This is a genomic window from Caballeronia sp. Lep1P3, assembly GCF_022879595.1.
In the GTDB taxonomy this organism is placed as follows: domain Bacteria; phylum Pseudomonadota; class Gammaproteobacteria; order Burkholderiales; family Burkholderiaceae; genus Caballeronia.
In genome coordinates, this window is record NZ_CP084265.1 from 107,177 (window position 1) to 123,599 (window position 16,423).

Here is a 16,423-nt window from a genome sequence, read left to right on the forward strand (position 1 = left end):
ACCGATTCGTTAATCAAGGATTCGTTCGATGAGTTCACGCAGGGTCACCGTTCGCCGCTCGGGCGTGCATGGCAAGGGCGTGTTCGCCGTGAAGCCGATTGCCGCCGGCGAGCAGGTGATGGAGTACAAGGGCGAGCGCATTTCGTGGAAGGAAGCGCTGCGCCGCCATCCGCACAACCCGGACGAGCCGAATCACACGTTCTACTTTGCGCTCGACGACGGCCGTGTGATCGACGGCAAGATCGACGGCAACAGCGCGAAGTACATCAATCATTCGTGCGCGCCGAACTGCGAGGCCGAGGAAGTGGAAGGCCGCGTGTTCATTCATGCGCTGCGCGACATCGAGGCGGACGAAGAACTGAATTACGACTACGGCCTCGTGATCGAAGGGCGCATCACGAAGAAGCTGAAGAAGGAATACGAGTGTCGCTGCGGCGCGAAGAAGTGCCGCGGCACGATGCTCGCGCTCAAGAAGAAGTAAGCGGCTTCAGCGGCATCCGCACGATGAAGCGCGCGCCGCCTTCGGGCGCGTCCTCGTAATGCACGGTGCCGCCGTGCAGCACGACGATGTCGTGCACGATCGCCAGCCCGAGACCCGCGCCGCCTTCGACGCTCTGCCCGTCGCCGCGAAAGAAGCGCTTGAAGAGGTCGGGCTGCTGCTCCGGCGGAACGCCCGGGCCATTGTCCTCGATCACCACTTCGCCGAAGCGCACGCCGTGCGGATCGCGCCAGTCGCCGATGGTCAGCGTGATGCGCGCGCCCTCATAGCGCGACGGCGGCACGTACTTGAGCGCATTGTCGATGAGATTGGCGATCACTTCGCGCACGAGCACGACGTTGCCGCGCGCGATCATCGGATGCTCGTTATCCGGATCGTCCGTGCGCTGAAAGCCGAGATCGACGCGCGCCGCCAGCGCGCGCGGCACCCATTCGGCGCCGGTTTCGAACGCGAGTGTGGCGAGGTCGTAATCCGTGAAGCGCGCCGCCTGCTCGCCCGGTTCGGCGCGCGCAAGCGACAGCAATTGATTCGACAGCCGCACCGCGCGATCCGCCGATGCGCGCAGTTCCTTCACCGCCTCGACGGACTTCGCCGGATCGCGCGAACTGAGCGCCTGCTCCGCGTGCAGCTTCACGGCGGTGAGCGGCGTGCGCAACTGATGCGCGGCATCGGCGATGAACTTGCGCTGCGCATCGAGCGCCGTCTGCAGGCGCACGAGAAGGGCGTTCATCGCGCTCGTGAGCGGACGGATTTCGCTCGGCACATGCGTTTCGTCGACGCGTTCCAGCGAGACGTGCGTCTGGCGATTGAGCGCGTCGGCGAGATCGGTGAGCGGATTCAATTGCTGATTGACGACGCGCCACACGATGACCCAGCCGGCCAGCAGCAGGAGCAGCAGCGGCATCATGATCGCGATCAGGAACTCCACCGCGATCCGGTACCGTGATCCCACGCGCTGCGCCACTTCCACGACGATGGGATTGCCGCGCGGCTGCGGCACGCGTACTTGCGCGGCGCGCATGCTGGTGCCCTGAAACTGCGTCTCGAAGACGTAGGCGTAGTGGATGCGCCGCACCGAGGTGCCGGTGAGCGGCAGGTCGGGATCGCCCGCGATTTCCTCGTCGCCGGTGCTGATGCGGTAGACGAGCTGCTCGACGGGATCGGAAAACATCGCCTGGGCGAGCGGCGGCACGGTCACGGGCGCTTCGACGCCCGCGAGCTGAATCTGCTTGGAAATGGCCGTGGCGAGGTCCGCGAGCGAGCGGTCCACGACGTGCTGCGTGTATTGCCACGCGAGCCAGTAAGCCATGAGGCCGCTCATCAGCGCGAGCAGCGACAGCGGCGCGGCGAGACGGCGCAACAACGTGCGCCGCAGGCTCGGAGGCGCGGAATCGCCAGGCGGCTGCGATCGCGCAAGATCGAGCCAGTCTTCGCGGGCGAAACGCTGGTCGCCCGCGCGCCGGGTGGGAAGTCGCAAAGCGTTCTAGGCGTAAGCGGCCGCAATCACGCCGCCTGCCGGATCTCCTGAAGCAGATAGCCGAAGCCGCGTACCGTGACGATCTCCACACGCGTGTTTTCGAGCTTCTTGCGCACGCGATGCACGTAGACCTCGATGGCCGTATCGCCGAGATCGCCGCCGAAGTGCGTCAGATGATCCTGCAACTGCGCCTTGCTGACGACGCGGCCATGACGCAGCAGCAGCATTTCGAGCACGGCGAATTCGCGCGGCGACAGTTCGAGCGGACGCTCGTCGTTGAAGATGCGGCGATCCACGCCCGACAGACGCAAGCCGCCGAGCGTCACTTCGGGGCGCGGGACGTCGCCGTGCGGACCGCTGCGGCGCATCACCGCGCGAATGCGCGCTTCGAGTTCCTGCGGCTCGAACGGCTTGAGCATGTAGTCGTCCGCGCCGCTGTTGAGCCCCTGCACGCGGTCGTGCAGTTCGTCGCGCGCGGTGAGGATGATGACCGGCGTGTGCCGGTTGCCCTGGCGAAAGCGCGAAAGCAGCGTCATGCCGTCGATACCCGGCAGGCCGAGATCCAGAATGACGAGTTCGTGGCGGTTCTGCGCGAGCGCCTGCTCGGCGAAAATGCCGTCGTGAACCATGTCGACGGTGAAACCGGACTGCTCCAGGCTGCTTTGAATGCCGCGCGCGATGGGGCGGTCGTCTTCGATCAGAAGGATTCGCATGAAGTCGCTCAATACAATGGGTTGAGCCCGAACCGGCGACCAGGCCGGTGAGATGCGCGACGCGGCGGGGGCGGGTTCGAGCGGATCAAAACCGTTACTGCTCATGCGGCGCCGCTCGACTATCACGAAGGTTGCAAGCGGCCGACACCGAATGTCTTTCAGCCCGAAAACGGGAAACGGGAAACGAGAAACGGGCGCGCTGTCCAGCGATGGATGGCCGATGCGCCGCTGCTCGAGATCAGTTTGTGACCGGTTTTCGCAACGATCCGGGCCTTGTGCGCTGCTGATTGTACAGCGTGAATCCCAGGCGCCCATTGACGGCGGGCAGTTCGTCCCGCGCGTCGCGCGCCGAGTTTACGGAAGGTTTAAAAACCGCCTTTGCCACTGAAAGATAACCGGCGTCGCGGCTTACGTTCAGGTTTTTTTCGGCTTGCACGCCGGCCGGAACGTGCGTTTGAACGCGTAACGTGCCGCTTTCGCGGGTGTCATCGTTCGTAATACGGGCGTTACCTTGTTGGGTGGCGTAAGCGAAATCGAAACAACGCGCGAAACGCCGCGTCTGTGCGTGTTTTCGGCGGCCCACGCGCCCGCGTGCGATAAAGTCGCATTCCGACTCACGCTCGCGCCTATTCGCCTCATGCTGGAACTCGATCATTTCGACCTCGCGCTTCTCGACGTGCTGCAGCGCTTCGGCCGCGCCACGCATCAGCAACTCGGCGAGAAGGTGCCGCTTTCGCCGTCGCAGATCGGGCGGCGCCTGCAGCGTCTCGAGGCGGTCGGCGTGATCGAAGGCTATCGCGTCGTGCTGCGCCCGGAGAAGCTCGGCCTCGGCGTGACGGCGTTCACGAGCCTCAAACTCAAGCATCACGGCGATTCCGTCATCGAGCAGTTTCAGCAGCAGATCGAAACGCTGCCGGAAGTGCTCGAATGCCACGCGACCGTCGGCGACGCGGATTACCTGCTGCGCATCGTCGCGCCCGATCTGAGCGCGCTGTCGGCCTTCGTCATGAAGAAGCTGATGCGCGTGCCGGGCGTCGACAGCGTGCGCTCGAACATCGTGCTCACGACGTTCAAGCGCAACGGTCCGTTACCGCTTGCTCATCTCGCGGATGATGCCTCGGGATTGAGCAAATCGACGTAGGCGAGCGGCACGAGATCCGCCTGCGCGACGCCGAGCCGCGCGAACATCGCGTGCGCTTCCTGCTCGCCGCCCGCTTCGTCGTCGTCCTGGCCGAGCACCACTTCCAGTTCCACGAAATCGCCGAGGCCGTCCACGCGATCCAGGTGAATGCGCGTGCGCCCGACGAGAAACACATGCCGCTCCTTCGAGACGATGCCGCGCGTCGTCAGCGCCTGGGCGAGCAGCGCGTGCATCGCTTCGGGGTTCGTCACCGGGCTGCGCGTGTAGTACGAGACTTTGGGACCGTCGCGGTCGTCGCGCTGATAGAAGATGAGTTCGGAAGGCGTGCCGTCGTCGAACTGGCGCAGCTTGAGGCGGCCGGTCGGCACGTCGTAGAAGAAATCCTGTTGCCGGAAAACGAGGGGCGCATCGGGCGCGAGCGCGGCTGCGCGCTCGCGCAGTGTGTCGAAGTGATGCGCGCGTGCCTTGATTTCGATGTTGCGTGCCATGAACGAGGTCTCCGGTTGTCCATCGGTGTGTGGGCGCAGCAGCGAGACTAGCAAACATATCGTGAACGTTGGGTTACACGGACCACTGCGCATCGATGAGGCGCAGCGCCGCGGCGATCCCCGGTTCATGGCGACGCTCGGCGAGCGCGACGAACGAGAGCTGCGTCGGCACCGTGACGCCTTCGACGATCGTGAGCGCGTGCGCGTGCGCTTCCGTCAGCGCGATGGAATCGCGCGCGAGCGAAAGGCCGACGCCCGATTTCACGAGATCGAGCATCGACGGCTCCTGATCGACTTCCGCGACGATCATCGGCATCGCGCCCGCATCGCGAAAGACGCGCGACAACAGCCGGTTATGCGCGGATTCGGGCGGCGTCCAGATCCACGGCAGCCGCGCGAGCGCGGACCAGCTGCGCTTGCCCTTGTTGACGCGGTTGTGCCAGCCGGCGGGCGCGAGCACGCGATACGAGAACGGCGTGAGCCGCACGGCGTGAAAACGCTCGCCATCACGCGTGCCGTCGGTGGCGGGGTCGCCAATGTAATAGCCGACATCGAGATCGCGCGCGCGCACGCGTTCGAGCACCCAGCCCGACATGCCGTGCCGCAGCGCCGTCTCGATGCGCGGATACGTCTCGACGAACTGCCGCAGGAAACCGCCGAGCCGGAGAAATTCGGGATCGAGAATCGTGCCGATGCGCAGTGTCCCGCTGACCTCTTGCCGCAACGCAGCAGCGGCGCGCCGGACTTCGGCGGCGGCGGCAAGCGCCCGCTCCGCGTGGGGAAGGAGCGCTTCGCCGTCTCGCGTGAGCAGCAGTCCGTGCGACGTTCGCGTGAAGAGAACCACGCCGAGCATTTCCTGCAAGTTCTTGATCTGCAGACTGACGGCGGGCTGTGTGAGATGCAAATGCGCCGCCGCGCGCGTGAGATTTCCTTCGCGGGCGACGGTGAGAAACGCGCGGAGCAGGGTGTAGTCCATCGGCTGATATTAGCGCGACTTATATCGCTCTTGAACATATCTCATTGGATGCGCGAACGCCGGGCGCAGTACGCTTGGCTCCACGACTCAGCCGCAAGGAAAAGACGGCAACACAAGGAGACGACACCATGAAGCAGACCGCCCGCAAAGAAGAAGGCGAATTCGACTACATCATCGTAGGCGCGGGCACGGCCGGCTGCGTGCTGGCCAACCGCCTGACGCAGGACCCCGACGTGTCCGTCCTGCTGCTGGAAGCGGGCGGCAAGGACGACTACCACTGGATCCACATTCCGGTGGGCTACCTGTACTGCATCGGCAATCCGCGAACGGACTGGCTCTACAAGACCCAATCCGAACCGGGCCTGAACGGGCGATCGCTGTCGTATCCGCGTGGCCGCGTGCTCGGCGGATGTTCGTCGATCAACGGCATGATCTACATGCGCGGCCAGCGCGAAGACTACGACGAGTGGGCGCACATCGTCGGTGATTCGAACTGGTCGTGGGACTCCGTGCTGCCCATTTTCAAGCGCAGCGAGGACCACCACGCCGGTGCGAACGACTGGCACGGAACCGGCGGCGAATGGCGCGTCGAAAAGCAGCGCCTGAAATGGAAGATTCTCGAGACGTTCGCGCAAGCCGCGCAGCAATCCGGCATCCCGGCTACCGACGACTTCAATCGCGGCGATAACACCGGCGTCGGCTATTTCGATGTGAACCAGCGCGGCGGCATCCGCTGGAACGCGGCGAAAGCCTTCCTGCGCGAAGCGATGAAACGCCCGAATCTCACGACGATCACCGGTGCGCATACGCAGCGGCTCGTGTTCGAGAGCACGCGTTGCGTGGGCGTCGAGTATCGCGGCGGCGATGTCGGCTACATCGCGAAGGCGCGCTGCGAAGTGCTGCTCAGCGCGGGCGCGGTGAACTCGCCGCAGATACTCGAGCTATCGGGCATCGGCAACGGCGCGCGCTTGCAGCGGCTCGGGATCGATGTCGTGCGCGATCTGCGCGGCGTCGGCGAAAATCTGCAGGACCACTTGCAATTGCGCATGGCGTACAAGGTGAACGGCGCGCGCACGCTCAACACGTTGTCCGCGCGCTGGTGGGGCAAGCTCTTCATCGGCATGCAATACGCGCTCATGCGAAGCGGCCCGATGTCGATGGCGCCATCGCAACTCGGCGCGTTCGCGAAGTCCAATCCCGACGATGCATCGATCAGGCGGCCCGATGTCGAATATCACGTTCAGCCGCTTTCGCTCGAACGCTTCGGCGAGCCGCTGCATCCGTTCAATGCATTCACGGCGTCCGTGTGCAATCTGCGGCCCACGTCGCGCGGCAGCGTGCATATCGCATCGCCGGATGCGCATGCCGCGCCGCTCATCGCGCCGAACTATCTTTCCACCGAGCGCGACCGCGAAGTGGCCGTGAACTCGCTGCGTCTCACGCGGCGCATCGTGAGCGCGCCCGCGTTGTCGCGTCATGCGCCCGAAGAGATTCTGCCGGGCATCCAGTACCAGACCGAAGACGAACTCGTGCAGGCGGCGGGCAATGTCGGCACGACGATCTTTCATCCGGTCGGCACATGCCGCATGGGCATCGACAACGATCCCGCCGCGGTCGTCGACAGCCGCTTGCGCGTGATCGGCGTGCAAGGCTTGCGCGTGGTCGATGCATCGGTGATGCCGGTCATCACATCGGGCAACACGAACTCGCCGACCGTGATGATCGCGGAGCGCGCGAGCGACATGATCCGCCAGGACCGCCGTGCCCGACACACGCAGGAACGGCTCGCCACGGCATTCGCATGAACCACGCGCGTGGCATGCATATGACGACGCCGCGCATCAGCACGGGCTTTTGCGCGAGCACGCGCCATGCCCTGCATGCCTGGCACCGAAGGCCGCATCTAACGCCGCGTGAGTAAGTGCAAATCCCAATGATTGCGCTGCATCATTGGCGAGACAATGGCCCCGGATAAACGTGATGCTCGGCTTACCTCGTGCATGTCTCGATACGACATGCAACAGGCGTACAAAGCGAAGCAGCGTCCGGCGGAAGACACCGTTCGGATGCGCGCGGACAGAAAAATAAAGCGCAGGCGACACATCGTTCGGCGCCTCACTTCGCATGGAAGGGGACATGATTCTCGGCGACACCATTCTGGAAACGCGAGGGCTCACGAAAGAATTCAAAGGCTTCACGGCCGTGAATGGCGTGAATCTGCGCGTGCGCCGCGGCTCGATCCACGCGCTGATCGGACCGAACGGCGCGGGCAAGACGACCTGCTTCAACCTGCTCACCAAGTTCCTCGAGCCGACTGCCGGCCAGATCGTTTTCAACGGCACCGACATCACACGCGAGCGCCCGGCGCATATCGCGCGGCGCGGCATCATCCGGTCGTTTCAGATTTCCGCTGTCTTTCCGCACCTGAGCGTGCTTCAGAACGTGCGCATCGGGCTGCAAAGGCAGCTTGGAACATCGTTCCACTTCTGGCGCAGCGAACGTTCGCTCGCTGCGCTCAACGACCGCGCGATGGACCTGCTCACGCAAGTCGGCCTCACCGATTTCGCCGATACGAAGACCGTCGAGCTGTCTTACGGACGCAAGCGCGCGCTCGAAATCGCGACGACGCTTTCGATGGAACCCGAACTCATGCTGCTCGACGAACCGACGCAAGGCATGGGACACGAAGACGTCGATCGCGTGACGGCGCTCATCAAGAAGGTGTCGGCGGGACGCACGATCCTCATGGTCGAGCACAACATGAACGTGATCGCGGGCATCTCCGACACCATCACCGTGCTTCAACGCGGCGAAGTGCTCGCGGAAGGCAGCTACGCGGAAGTGTCGAAGAATCCGCTCGTGATGGAAGCCTACATGGGCAGCGCCGATGCGGCGCTCACCGGAGCGCACGCATGAGTACGATCGTGGAGGAGCGCCGCTCGCGCGAGGCGAACGGCGCGGCGGGCAATGTGCCCGCGCTCGAAATCGCGGGCCTGCAGGCGTGGTACGGCGAATCGCACATCCTGCATGGCGTGGACCTCAAGGTGAATCGCGGCGAAGTCGTCACGCTGCTCGGGCGCAACGGCGCGGGCCGCACCACGACGCTTCGCGCCATCATGGGCCTGACCGGGCGGCGCACCGGCTCGATCCGCGTCGGCGGACGCGAGACGATCGGGCTGCCGACGCACAAAATCGCGCATCACGGAGCGGGCTATTGTCCGGAGGAGCGCGGCATTTTTTCGAGCTTGTCGTGCAAGGAGAACCTGCTTCTTCCGCCGCTCATTGGCAATCCGAAAGAGGCGATGCCGCTCGACGAAATCTATTCCATGTTCCCGAACCTGAAGGAGCGCCGCGCGAGCCAGGGCACGCGTCTTTCGGGTGGCGAACAGCAGATGCTCGCCGTCGCGCGCATTCTGCGAACGGGCGCGAACCTGCTTCTTCTCGATGAAATCTCCGAAGGGCTTGCGCCCGTCATCGTGCAGACACTCGCGCGCATGATTCTCATGCTCAAGTCGCGCGGCTATACCGTCGTGATGGTCGAACAGAATTTCCGGTTCGCGGCGCCGCTCGCGGACCGCTTCTACGTGATGGAACACGGGAATATCGTCGAGCATTTCGGCGCCGGGGAACTCGACGCAAAGATGCCGGTGCTGCACGAACTGCTCGGCGTCTGATCGCTCGCGAGCACGATCACAACGGCAGCACCAGTAAGACCAGCAGTGCGGCAACAATCAAAAAACTCATGGAGACTGCAATGAAAAAGAAGACCCTCGCGCGCCTCTCGACTCTTTGCTTTGCGGCTGCGGCGGCGAGTGTGACGCTCTTTGCAAGCGGCGCGCAGGCAGCCGACGGCAACAGCGTCAAAATCGGCTTCGTCACCGACTTCTCGGGGCTTTACGCGGACATCGACGGTCAGGGCGGCCTCGAAGCCATCCGCATGGCGATCGCGGACTTCGGCGGCAAGGTGAACGGCAAGCCGATCGAACTCGTGTATGCGGACCATCAGAACAAGGCGGACATCGCGGCCTCACGCGCGCGCGAGTGGATCGACCGCGACGGCGTGAACGCGATCATCGGCGGCACGAATTCCGCGACGGCGCTTTCCACCGCGCAAGTCACGGCGGAGAAGAAGACGCCGTACATCAACATCGGCGCGGGCGCGGACAATCTCACGAACGAACAGTGCTCGCCGTACACCGTGCATTACGCCTATGACACGATGTCGCTCGCCAAGGGCACCGGTTCCGCGGTGACGAAGCAGGGCGGAAAGACGTGGTACTTCCTGACGGCGGATTACGCGTTCGGCAAGGCGCTGGAGAAGAACACGTCGGATGTCGTGAAGGCGAACGGCGGGCAAGTGCTCGGCGAGGTGCGTCATCCGCTGTCGGCGTCGGATTTCTCGTCGTTCCTGTTGCAGGCGCAGGGCTCGAAGGCGCAGGTGCTCGGTCTCGCGAACGCGGGCGGCGACACCGTCAACTCGATCAAGGCCGCGAAGGAATTCGGCATCACGAAATCGATGAAGATCGCCGCGCTGCTCATCTTCATCTCCGATATTCATTCGCTGGGACTGGAGACGACGCAAGGACTGGTCGCGACGGATAGCTGGTACTGGAACAAGGACGACAAGACGCGCGCGTGGGCGAAGCGTTACTTCGACAAGATGAAGAAGATGCCGGGCAGCCTCCAGGCGGCGGACTATTCGGCGGTCACGACGTATCTGAACGCCGTGAAGGCGGCAGGCACGACCGACAGCGACAAGGTCATGGCGCAGCTCAAGAAGGCGAAGATCGACGACTTCTACGCGAAAGGCTATATCCGCGAAGATGGCGCGATGATCCACGACATGTATCTGATGGAAGTGAAGAAGCCGTCCGAATCGAAGGAACCGTGGGACTACTACAAGATCACCGCGACGATTCCCGGCGATCAGGCGTTCGGCACGAAGGCGGAGTCGCGCTGCAAGCTCTGGAAGTAAGTTCATCGGCGGTTGATGCCGCAAGCGGTTCTCAAGGGCCGCTTGCGGCAGTGCTTCGATCAAACCCACGGCAGGTTCAATGGAAATTTTCGGCATACCGCTCGCCGCGATGATGAGCCAGTTGCTGCTCGGACTGGTGAACGGTTCGTTCTACGCGATCCTGAGTCTCGGGCTCGCGGTGATCTTCGGCTTGCTCAACGTCATCAACTTCGCGCACGGCGCGCTCTTCATGCTGGGCGCGATGCTCGCGTGGATGGGCTACGCGTACTTCAACGTCCCGTATTGGGCGATGCTGCTCGTCGCGCCGATCATCGTCGGGTTGCTGGGCGTCGTCATCGAACGTTCGATGCTGCGCTGGCTCTACAAGCTCGATCATCTTTACGGCTTGCTGCTCACGTTCGGCCTGACGCTCGTGATCGAAGGCGTATTCCGCTCCATCTACGGTTCGTCCGGGCAGCCGTATGACGTGCCTTCGGTGCTTTCCGGCGCGACCAATCTCGGCTTCATGTTCCTGCCGAACTATCGCGCGTGGGTCGTGGTGGCCTCGCTCGTCGTGTGTTTCGCGACGTGGTTCGTCATCGAGAAGACGCGCATCGGCGCGTATCTGCGCGCGGGCACGGAGAACCCGAAGCTCGTCGAGGCGTTCGGCGTGAACGTGCCGCTGATGATTACGCTCACCTACGGCTTCGGCGTCGCGCTCGCGGCGTTCGCGGGCGTGCTGGCCGCGCCGGTCATTCAGGTCTCGCCGCTCATGGGACAGTCGATGATCATCACCGTGTTCGCGGTCGTCGTGATCGGCGGCATGGGTTCGATCATGGGCTCGATTCTCACGGGCCTGCTGCTCGGCGTGATCGAGGGCTTTACGCGCGTGTTCTATCCGGAAGCGTCCGCGACGGTCGTCTTCGTCATCATGGCGCTCGTGCTGCTCGTGCGTCCGGCAGGACTCTTCGGCAAGGAAAGATGATGCAGAGAAAAGCGCTTTACGCCCTGTTGCTGATTGCGTTGATCGCCGCGCCGTTCGCGGGCGTGTATCCGGTTTTCATGATGAAGGTGCTGTGCTTCGCGCTCTTCGCGGCGGCGTTCAATCTGCTGATCGGCTATACGGGGCTGCTCTCGTTCGGACACTCGATGTTCCTCGCGAGCGCGGGCTATACCGCCGGTTACGCGATCCAGACGCTCGGCATGACGCCGGAACTGGGCGTGATCGCCGGCACCGCCGCTGCGACGCTGCTCGGCGTGGTGGTCGGTCTGCTGGCGATTCGCCGCCAGGGCATCTACTTTGCGATGGTCACGCTCGCGCTTGCGCAGATGGTCTATTTCGTGTTCCTGCAGGCGCCGTTCACGCACGGCGAGGACGGTCTGCAAGGCGTGCCGCGCGGCAAGCTCTTCGGCGTCCTCGATCTCGGCAGCGACGTGACGCTCTACTACGTCGTGCTCGTGCTGATGTTGCTGGCGTTCGCGCTGATCGTGCGTATCGTGCACTCGCCGTTCGGACAAGTGCTGGTGGCCATCAAGGAGAACGAGCCGCGCGCGATCTCGCTCGGCTACGACACCGCGCGCTACAAGCTGCTCGCGTTCGTGCTGTCCGCCGGGCTCGCGGGTCTCGCGGGCGCGACCAAGACGCTTGTGCTCGGCTTCGAAACGCTCGGCGATGCCTACTGGACGATGTCCGGCCTCGTCGTGCTGATGACGCTCGTCGGCGGCATGAGCACGATGTTCGGGCCGCTGCTCGGTGCGGCGATCATCGTCGCGCTGGAGGACCGGCTCGGCGATATCGGCGGCGGCCTCGCGAATATGACGGGCCTCGCGTGGTTCAACTCGCTCGGCGAATCGGTGACGATCGTGACGGGGCTGATCTTCATCGCGTGCGTGCTGGCGTTCAGGCGCGGAATCGTGGGCGAGATCGTCGCGCGCGTGAGGCCGTTGCAGGGATAGCAAGTCGTTCGGAGCGCGAAGTAATGGAAGCTGCGGGACGCATGGATTAACGGCAAAAAACGCGCCCTATTAAGGTGCTTGTATGCACCACTAGGGTAAATGCTAGGTTGTAGTGAAATGATGCCGCCATTAATATGCGTCCTAGTTCTGATGCACCCAGATTTTTGAGGTGGAGAACGAGGAGACATGAGGCACAAAGTGCCCGATCGAAAGCGCTGTTGGATGAGTCCAACAGCGCTTTTTTATTTTGCGCGACGATAATACGAATTGCATATTCAGCGGGCTTTGCGAAGCCGTTATGAATACGCGCTAAAGCGCTCGCGCATCGTCTTCAAAGTCCTTGCTGCGCCGCGCCCGCGTCCGCTAAACTGCATTTCCCGACCCGCTGGTCGGCGATTCCAGACAAGAAATCCACACGCTGTTCCAGGCATTCGCCTTTATTCGGACATTCGATTTACGGGGTGCAAATCAATGAAGTGGGCATTACGCGCAAAGGCGGTCGCTATGGCTGTCGCGGGATTATCAGCGGTTTTCAGCACACAGGTTTTTGCGGACGTGAAAATAGGCGTGACGGTATCAGCCACCGGTCCCGCTGCATCGCTCGGCATTCCGGAAAAGAACACCATCGCGTTATTGCCCAAGGAAGTCGCGGGACAAAAGGTGCAATACATCGTCCTCGATGACGCCACCGATTCCACGCAGGCTGTCAAGAACGCGCGCAAGCTCACGAGCGAAGATCACGTCGATGCGCTGATCGGTTCCACCGTGGTCCCCAACTCTCTCGCGATGATCGACATCGCCGCCGAAACCAGCACGCCAATGCTCTCGATGGCAGCCGCCGCGAGCATCGTCGAGCCGATGGATGCGAAGCGCGCGTGGGTCTTCAAGACGCCGCAGAACGACATCCTCATGGCCACGGCCATCGCGCAACACATGAGCAATCACGGCGTGAAGACCGTGGCGTTCATCGGCTTTTCGGATGCCTACGGCGAGAGCTGGTTCAAGGAGTTCTCGAAGGCGGCCGACCTCGCGAAGATACGCGTCGTCGCGAACGAACGCTTCGCGCGCAACGACGCGTCCGTCACCGGGCAAGTGCTGAAGGCGATGTCGCAGAACCCGGACGCGGTGCTGATCGCCGGCGCGGGCACACCGGCCGCGCTGCCGCAGAAGACGCTCAAGGAGCGCGGCTACAAGGGCAAGCTCTATCAGACGCACGGCGTCGCCAATAACGACTTCCTGCGCGTGTGCGGCAAGGACTGCGAAGGCACGTTCCTTCCCGCCGGGCCGCTGCTCGTCGCCGAGCAGTTGCCGGACAGCAATCCCGTCAAGCAGGCCGCGCTGACGTACAAGAAGGCGTATGAAGGCGCGTATGGCGCAGGCTCCGTGTCGACGTTCGGCGGTCACGCCTGGGACGCGGGTCTCATTCTTCAACGCGCCATTCCCATCGCTCTGAAGAAGGGGCAGCCCGGCACGCCCGCGTTCCGCGAGGCCTTGCGCGCGGCCATCGAAGACACGAAGAACTTGCCCGCGTCGCACGGCATCTTCAACATGAGCGCGAACGATCACGCCGGTCTCGATCAGCGGGCGCGCGTGATGGTGGAGATCGTCGGCGGCAAATGGAAGCTCTCGGGCAACTGATCGCCGATATGCGATTCCGCTAGAACATCGAGGCGCGTTTTATCGAACGCGCCTTTTTTTCGCGTGCGAAAGGGGAGGGCGCCACGCGCCGCGCAGGGCCTGTCGCGCTCAGGGAAAACGAGGCTAGGCACGTAGTAGCGCGGTCAATAGATTGGGGCGGCAAATCAGCCGGGGAACCTCGAAGCAGCGCACCGCAGGCGTGCGCAAAAAACACAGACGCGTCTGGAGACGAGCAATGAAAACAAAGAAAGCATGGGTGAAAAACGGCATCGCGCTGGCGGTCGCGGCGAGTGCCGCATTCGGCGCTGGCGCGGCGTTCGCGCAGGTGAAGATCGGCGTGACGCTCTCGGCGACGGGACCGGCCGCATCGCTCGGGATTCCCGAGAAAAACACCATCGCGCTATTGCCGAAGGAAGTGGCGGGCAAATCGGTCGAATACATCGTGCTCGATGACGGTTCCGATACGAGCCGCGCCGTGCAAAACACGCGCAAGCTGATCGACGAGGATCACGTGGACGCGATCGTCGGCTCGACGGTCACGCCGAACTCGCTCGCGATGATCGATGCGGCCTCCAGCGCGAAGACGCCGATGATCTCGATGGCCGCGTCCGCCGCGATCATCGCGCCGATGGACGCGAAGAAAGCGTGGGTCTTCAAGACGCCGCAGAACGACGCGCTCATGGCCGACGCCATCGCGAGCTACATGGAGAAGCACGGCGTGAAGACGGTAGGCTTCATCGGCTTCGCGGATGCCTACGGCGACGGCTGGTACAACGTATTCAACACGGCGGCGTCGGCGCACAAGCTGAAGATCGTCACGAACGAGCGCTATAACCGCACGGATACGTCCGTCACCGGCCAGGTGTTGAAGACGATGGGCGCGAACCCCGACGCGGTGTTGATTGCGGGCGCGGGCACGCCGTCCGCGCTGCCGGCGAAGGCGCTGAAGGAGCGCGGCTACAAGGGCAAGGTTTATCAGACGCACGGCGTGGCCAATAACGACTTCCTGCGCGTCTGCGGCAAGGATTGCGAAGGCGAGATTCTGCCCGCGGGTCCCGTGCTCGTGACCGATCAGCTTCCGGACGGCAATCCGGTGAAGAAGTCGTCGGCGGCGTACAAGAACGCGTATGAGAAGGCCTACGGCGCGGGTTCGCTCTCGACCTTCGGCGGTCACGCGTGGGACGCCGGCCAGATGCTCCAGCGCGCCATTCCCGAAGCGCTCAAGAAGGGGCAGCCCGGCACGCCAGAATTCCGCGAGGCGTTGCGCGCGGCGCTGGAAAACCTCAAGGATCTGCCGGTCGCGCACGGCATCATGAACATGACGACGAGCGACCACAACGGCTTCGACGATCGCGCGCGCGTGATGGTGCAGATTGTCGACGGCAAGTGGAAGCTGCTGAACGACTGAGTGGCGCGTGGCGCGCGGATTCGTGCGCCCGCTCGCATCGCAATTTCAAGACAGGAAAGCGGCGTGCCGACGGTGCGCCGCTTTTTCACGTTTCAAAGAAGCTCTGAAGAGGAAGCATGGACTTATCGATTGCCGCGATTCTCGCGCAAGACGGCATCACGACGGGCGCGATCTACGCGTTGCTCGCGCTCGCGCTCGTGCTGGTGTTCTCCGTCACGCGCGTCATTTTCATTCCGCAGGGCGAGTTCGTCGCATACGGCGCGCTCACGCTCGCCGCGCTGCAAACGCAGAAGCTGCCCGCGACGTGCTTTCTGCTCATGGCGATGGGCGCCGGCTGCTTCATCGCCGAAGTGGCGGGCATCGTGCGCTATCCGGCGCGTTATCACCGCAAAGGGCGCTTGCTGAGTCTGCTCGCCGGCAAGTACTTGCTGTTTCCGGTCGCGGTGTGGGCGCTGACGCAGGCCGTGTTCGCGCAGCCGCTGCCGATGATCGCGCAGATTGCGCTGACGCTCTTGATCGTCGTGCCGATGGGACCGTTCGTCTATCGGCTGGCGTATGAGCCGATTGCGGAGGCAAGCACGCTGTTGCTGCTGATCGTCGCGGTTGCCGTGCATTTCGCGATGGTGGGGCTCGGCCTCGTGATGTTCGGCGCGGAAGGCTCGCGCACGACCGCGTTCTCCGACGCCAACTTCACGCTCGGCAGCGTGTCGATCTCGGGGCAAAGCCTGTGGGTCGTCGGGACGGCCGTCGTGCTGATCGTGGCGCTGTACTTCTACTTCGACCGCTCGATCTCCGGCAAGGCGCTGCGTGCGACGTCGGTGAATCGGCTGGGCGCGCGGCTGGTGGGCATCGGCACGACGCAGGCCGGGCGGCTCGCGTTCACGCTGGCAGCCGGCCTCGGCGCGTTGTGCGGCGTGCTTGTCGCGCCGATCACGACCATTTATTACGATTCCGGTTTCCTGATCGGCCTGAAGGGGTTTGTCGGCGCGATCGTCGGCGGGCTGGTGAGCTATCCGCTGGCGGCGGCGGGATCGTTGCTCGTCGGCTTGCTCGAGTCGTATTCGTCGTTCTGGGCGAGCGCGTACAAGGAGGTGATCGTCTTCACGCTCATCATTCCGGTGCTGTTATGGCGGAGCCTCGCAAGCCCGCATTCGGACGAAGACGAGGAGTGAG

16 protein-coding genes are annotated in these 16,423 nt (G+C 63.6%); 11 read left to right on the plus strand and 5 right to left on the minus strand.

Going from position 1 to position 16,423, the window contains the following annotated elements:
• Nucleotides 1-28: 28 nt before the first annotated feature.
• The gene (locus tag LDZ27_RS00460) at nucleotides 29-481 is read left to right on the plus strand and encodes an SET domain-containing protein (protein ID WP_244814842.1); all 453 of its coding nucleotides are present in this window, start codon (nucleotides 29-31) and stop codon (nucleotides 479-481) included.
• On the opposite strand, the gene LDZ27_RS00465 is transcribed toward LDZ27_RS00460, so the two are convergent.
• The 3 genes from LDZ27_RS00465 to LDZ27_RS00475 form a co-directional block, all read right to left on the minus strand.
• Nucleotides 468-1,976, minus strand: a complete 1,509-nt coding sequence (locus LDZ27_RS00465; protein ID WP_244814843.1) for a sensor histidine kinase — start codon at nucleotides 1,974-1,976, stop codon at nucleotides 468-470. The two genes, LDZ27_RS00460 and LDZ27_RS00465, sit on opposite strands and share 14 nt — an antisense overlap.
• 26 nt (nucleotides 1,977-2,002) lie before the next feature.
• Entirely contained in the window at nucleotides 2,003-2,689 is a 687-nt protein-coding gene (locus tag LDZ27_RS00470) for a response regulator transcription factor (RefSeq protein ID WP_035962098.1), read from the minus strand.
• 238 nt (nucleotides 2,690-2,927) lie between these two features.
• On the minus strand, nucleotides 2,928-3,344 hold the full coding sequence (locus LDZ27_RS00475) for a hypothetical protein (protein ID WP_244814844.1): 417 nt from the start codon (nucleotides 3,342-3,344) through the stop codon (nucleotides 2,928-2,930).
• Between LDZ27_RS00475 and LDZ27_RS00480 the strand changes: the two genes are divergently transcribed.
• On the plus strand, nucleotides 3,327-3,830 hold the full coding sequence (locus LDZ27_RS00480) for an Lrp/AsnC family transcriptional regulator (protein ID WP_244814845.1): 504 nt from the start codon (nucleotides 3,327-3,329) through the stop codon (nucleotides 3,828-3,830). The genes LDZ27_RS00475 and LDZ27_RS00480 overlap by 18 nt on opposite strands.
• Here the strand turns inward: LDZ27_RS00480 and LDZ27_RS00485 are convergent.
• Together LDZ27_RS00485 and LDZ27_RS00490 are read right to left on the minus strand one after the other, a co-directional pair.
• Nucleotides 3,788-4,318 carry a class IV adenylate cyclase gene (locus LDZ27_RS00485; RefSeq protein ID WP_244814846.1) on the minus strand — a complete coding sequence of 177 codons (531 nt, stop codon included), beginning with the start codon at nucleotides 4,316-4,318 and terminating at the stop codon, nucleotides 3,788-3,790. The two genes, LDZ27_RS00480 and LDZ27_RS00485, sit on opposite strands and share 43 nt — an antisense overlap.
• 73 nt (nucleotides 4,319-4,391) lie before the next feature.
• Entirely contained in the window at nucleotides 4,392-5,294 is a 903-nt protein-coding gene (locus tag LDZ27_RS00490) for a LysR family transcriptional regulator (protein WP_244814847.1), read from the minus strand.
• A 128-nt stretch (nucleotides 5,295-5,422) separates the two neighbouring features.
• Between LDZ27_RS00490 and LDZ27_RS00495 the strand changes: the two genes are divergently transcribed.
• From LDZ27_RS00495 to LDZ27_RS00535, 9 genes are all read left to right on the plus strand, one after another.
• Nucleotides 5,423-7,099 (plus strand): GMC family oxidoreductase, encoded by a 1,677-nt coding sequence (locus LDZ27_RS00495; protein WP_244814848.1) that lies wholly within the window; start codon nucleotides 5,423-5,425, stop codon nucleotides 7,097-7,099.
• Nucleotides 7,100-7,430: 331 nt separating this feature from the next.
• Nucleotides 7,431-8,210 carry an ABC transporter ATP-binding protein gene (locus LDZ27_RS00500; RefSeq protein WP_244814849.1) on the plus strand — a complete coding sequence of 260 codons (780 nt, stop codon included), beginning with the start codon at nucleotides 7,431-7,433 and terminating at the stop codon, nucleotides 8,208-8,210.
• Nucleotides 8,207-8,968, plus strand: a complete 762-nt coding sequence (locus LDZ27_RS00505; protein ID WP_244814850.1) for an ABC transporter ATP-binding protein — start codon at nucleotides 8,207-8,209, stop codon at nucleotides 8,966-8,968. Before LDZ27_RS00500 ends, LDZ27_RS00505 begins: the two co-directional genes overlap by 4 nt.
• A gap of 80 nt (nucleotides 8,969-9,048) precedes the next feature.
• Nucleotides 9,049-10,269, plus strand: coding sequence for an ABC transporter substrate-binding protein (locus tag LDZ27_RS00510; protein ID WP_244814851.1), 1,221 nt, complete (start codon nucleotides 9,049-9,051; stop codon nucleotides 10,267-10,269).
• Nucleotides 10,270-10,348: 79 nt separating this feature from the next.
• On the plus strand, nucleotides 10,349-11,233 hold the full coding sequence (locus LDZ27_RS00515; RefSeq protein ID WP_244814852.1) for a branched-chain amino acid ABC transporter permease: 885 nt from the start codon (nucleotides 10,349-10,351) through the stop codon (nucleotides 11,231-11,233).
• Nucleotides 11,233-12,204, plus strand: coding sequence for a branched-chain amino acid ABC transporter permease (locus tag LDZ27_RS00520; protein ID WP_244816162.1), 972 nt, complete (start codon nucleotides 11,233-11,235; stop codon nucleotides 12,202-12,204). Before LDZ27_RS00515 ends, LDZ27_RS00520 begins: the two co-directional genes overlap by 1 nt.
• A gap of 471 nt (nucleotides 12,205-12,675) precedes the next feature.
• Nucleotides 12,676-13,842, plus strand: a complete 1,167-nt coding sequence (locus LDZ27_RS00525) for an ABC transporter substrate-binding protein (RefSeq protein WP_244814853.1) — start codon at nucleotides 12,676-12,678, stop codon at nucleotides 13,840-13,842.
• Nucleotides 13,843-14,077: 235 nt separating this feature from the next.
• Nucleotides 14,078-15,250: an ABC transporter substrate-binding protein gene (locus LDZ27_RS00530; RefSeq protein ID WP_244814854.1), complete on the plus strand. Its 1,173-nt coding sequence runs from the start codon at nucleotides 14,078-14,080 to the stop codon at nucleotides 15,248-15,250.
• Nucleotides 15,251-15,366: 116 nt separating this feature from the next.
• On the plus strand, nucleotides 15,367-16,422 hold the full coding sequence (locus tag LDZ27_RS00535; protein ID WP_244814855.1) for a branched-chain amino acid ABC transporter permease: 1,056 nt from the start codon (nucleotides 15,367-15,369) through the stop codon (nucleotides 16,420-16,422).
• Nucleotide 16,423: the final 1 nt, after the last annotated feature.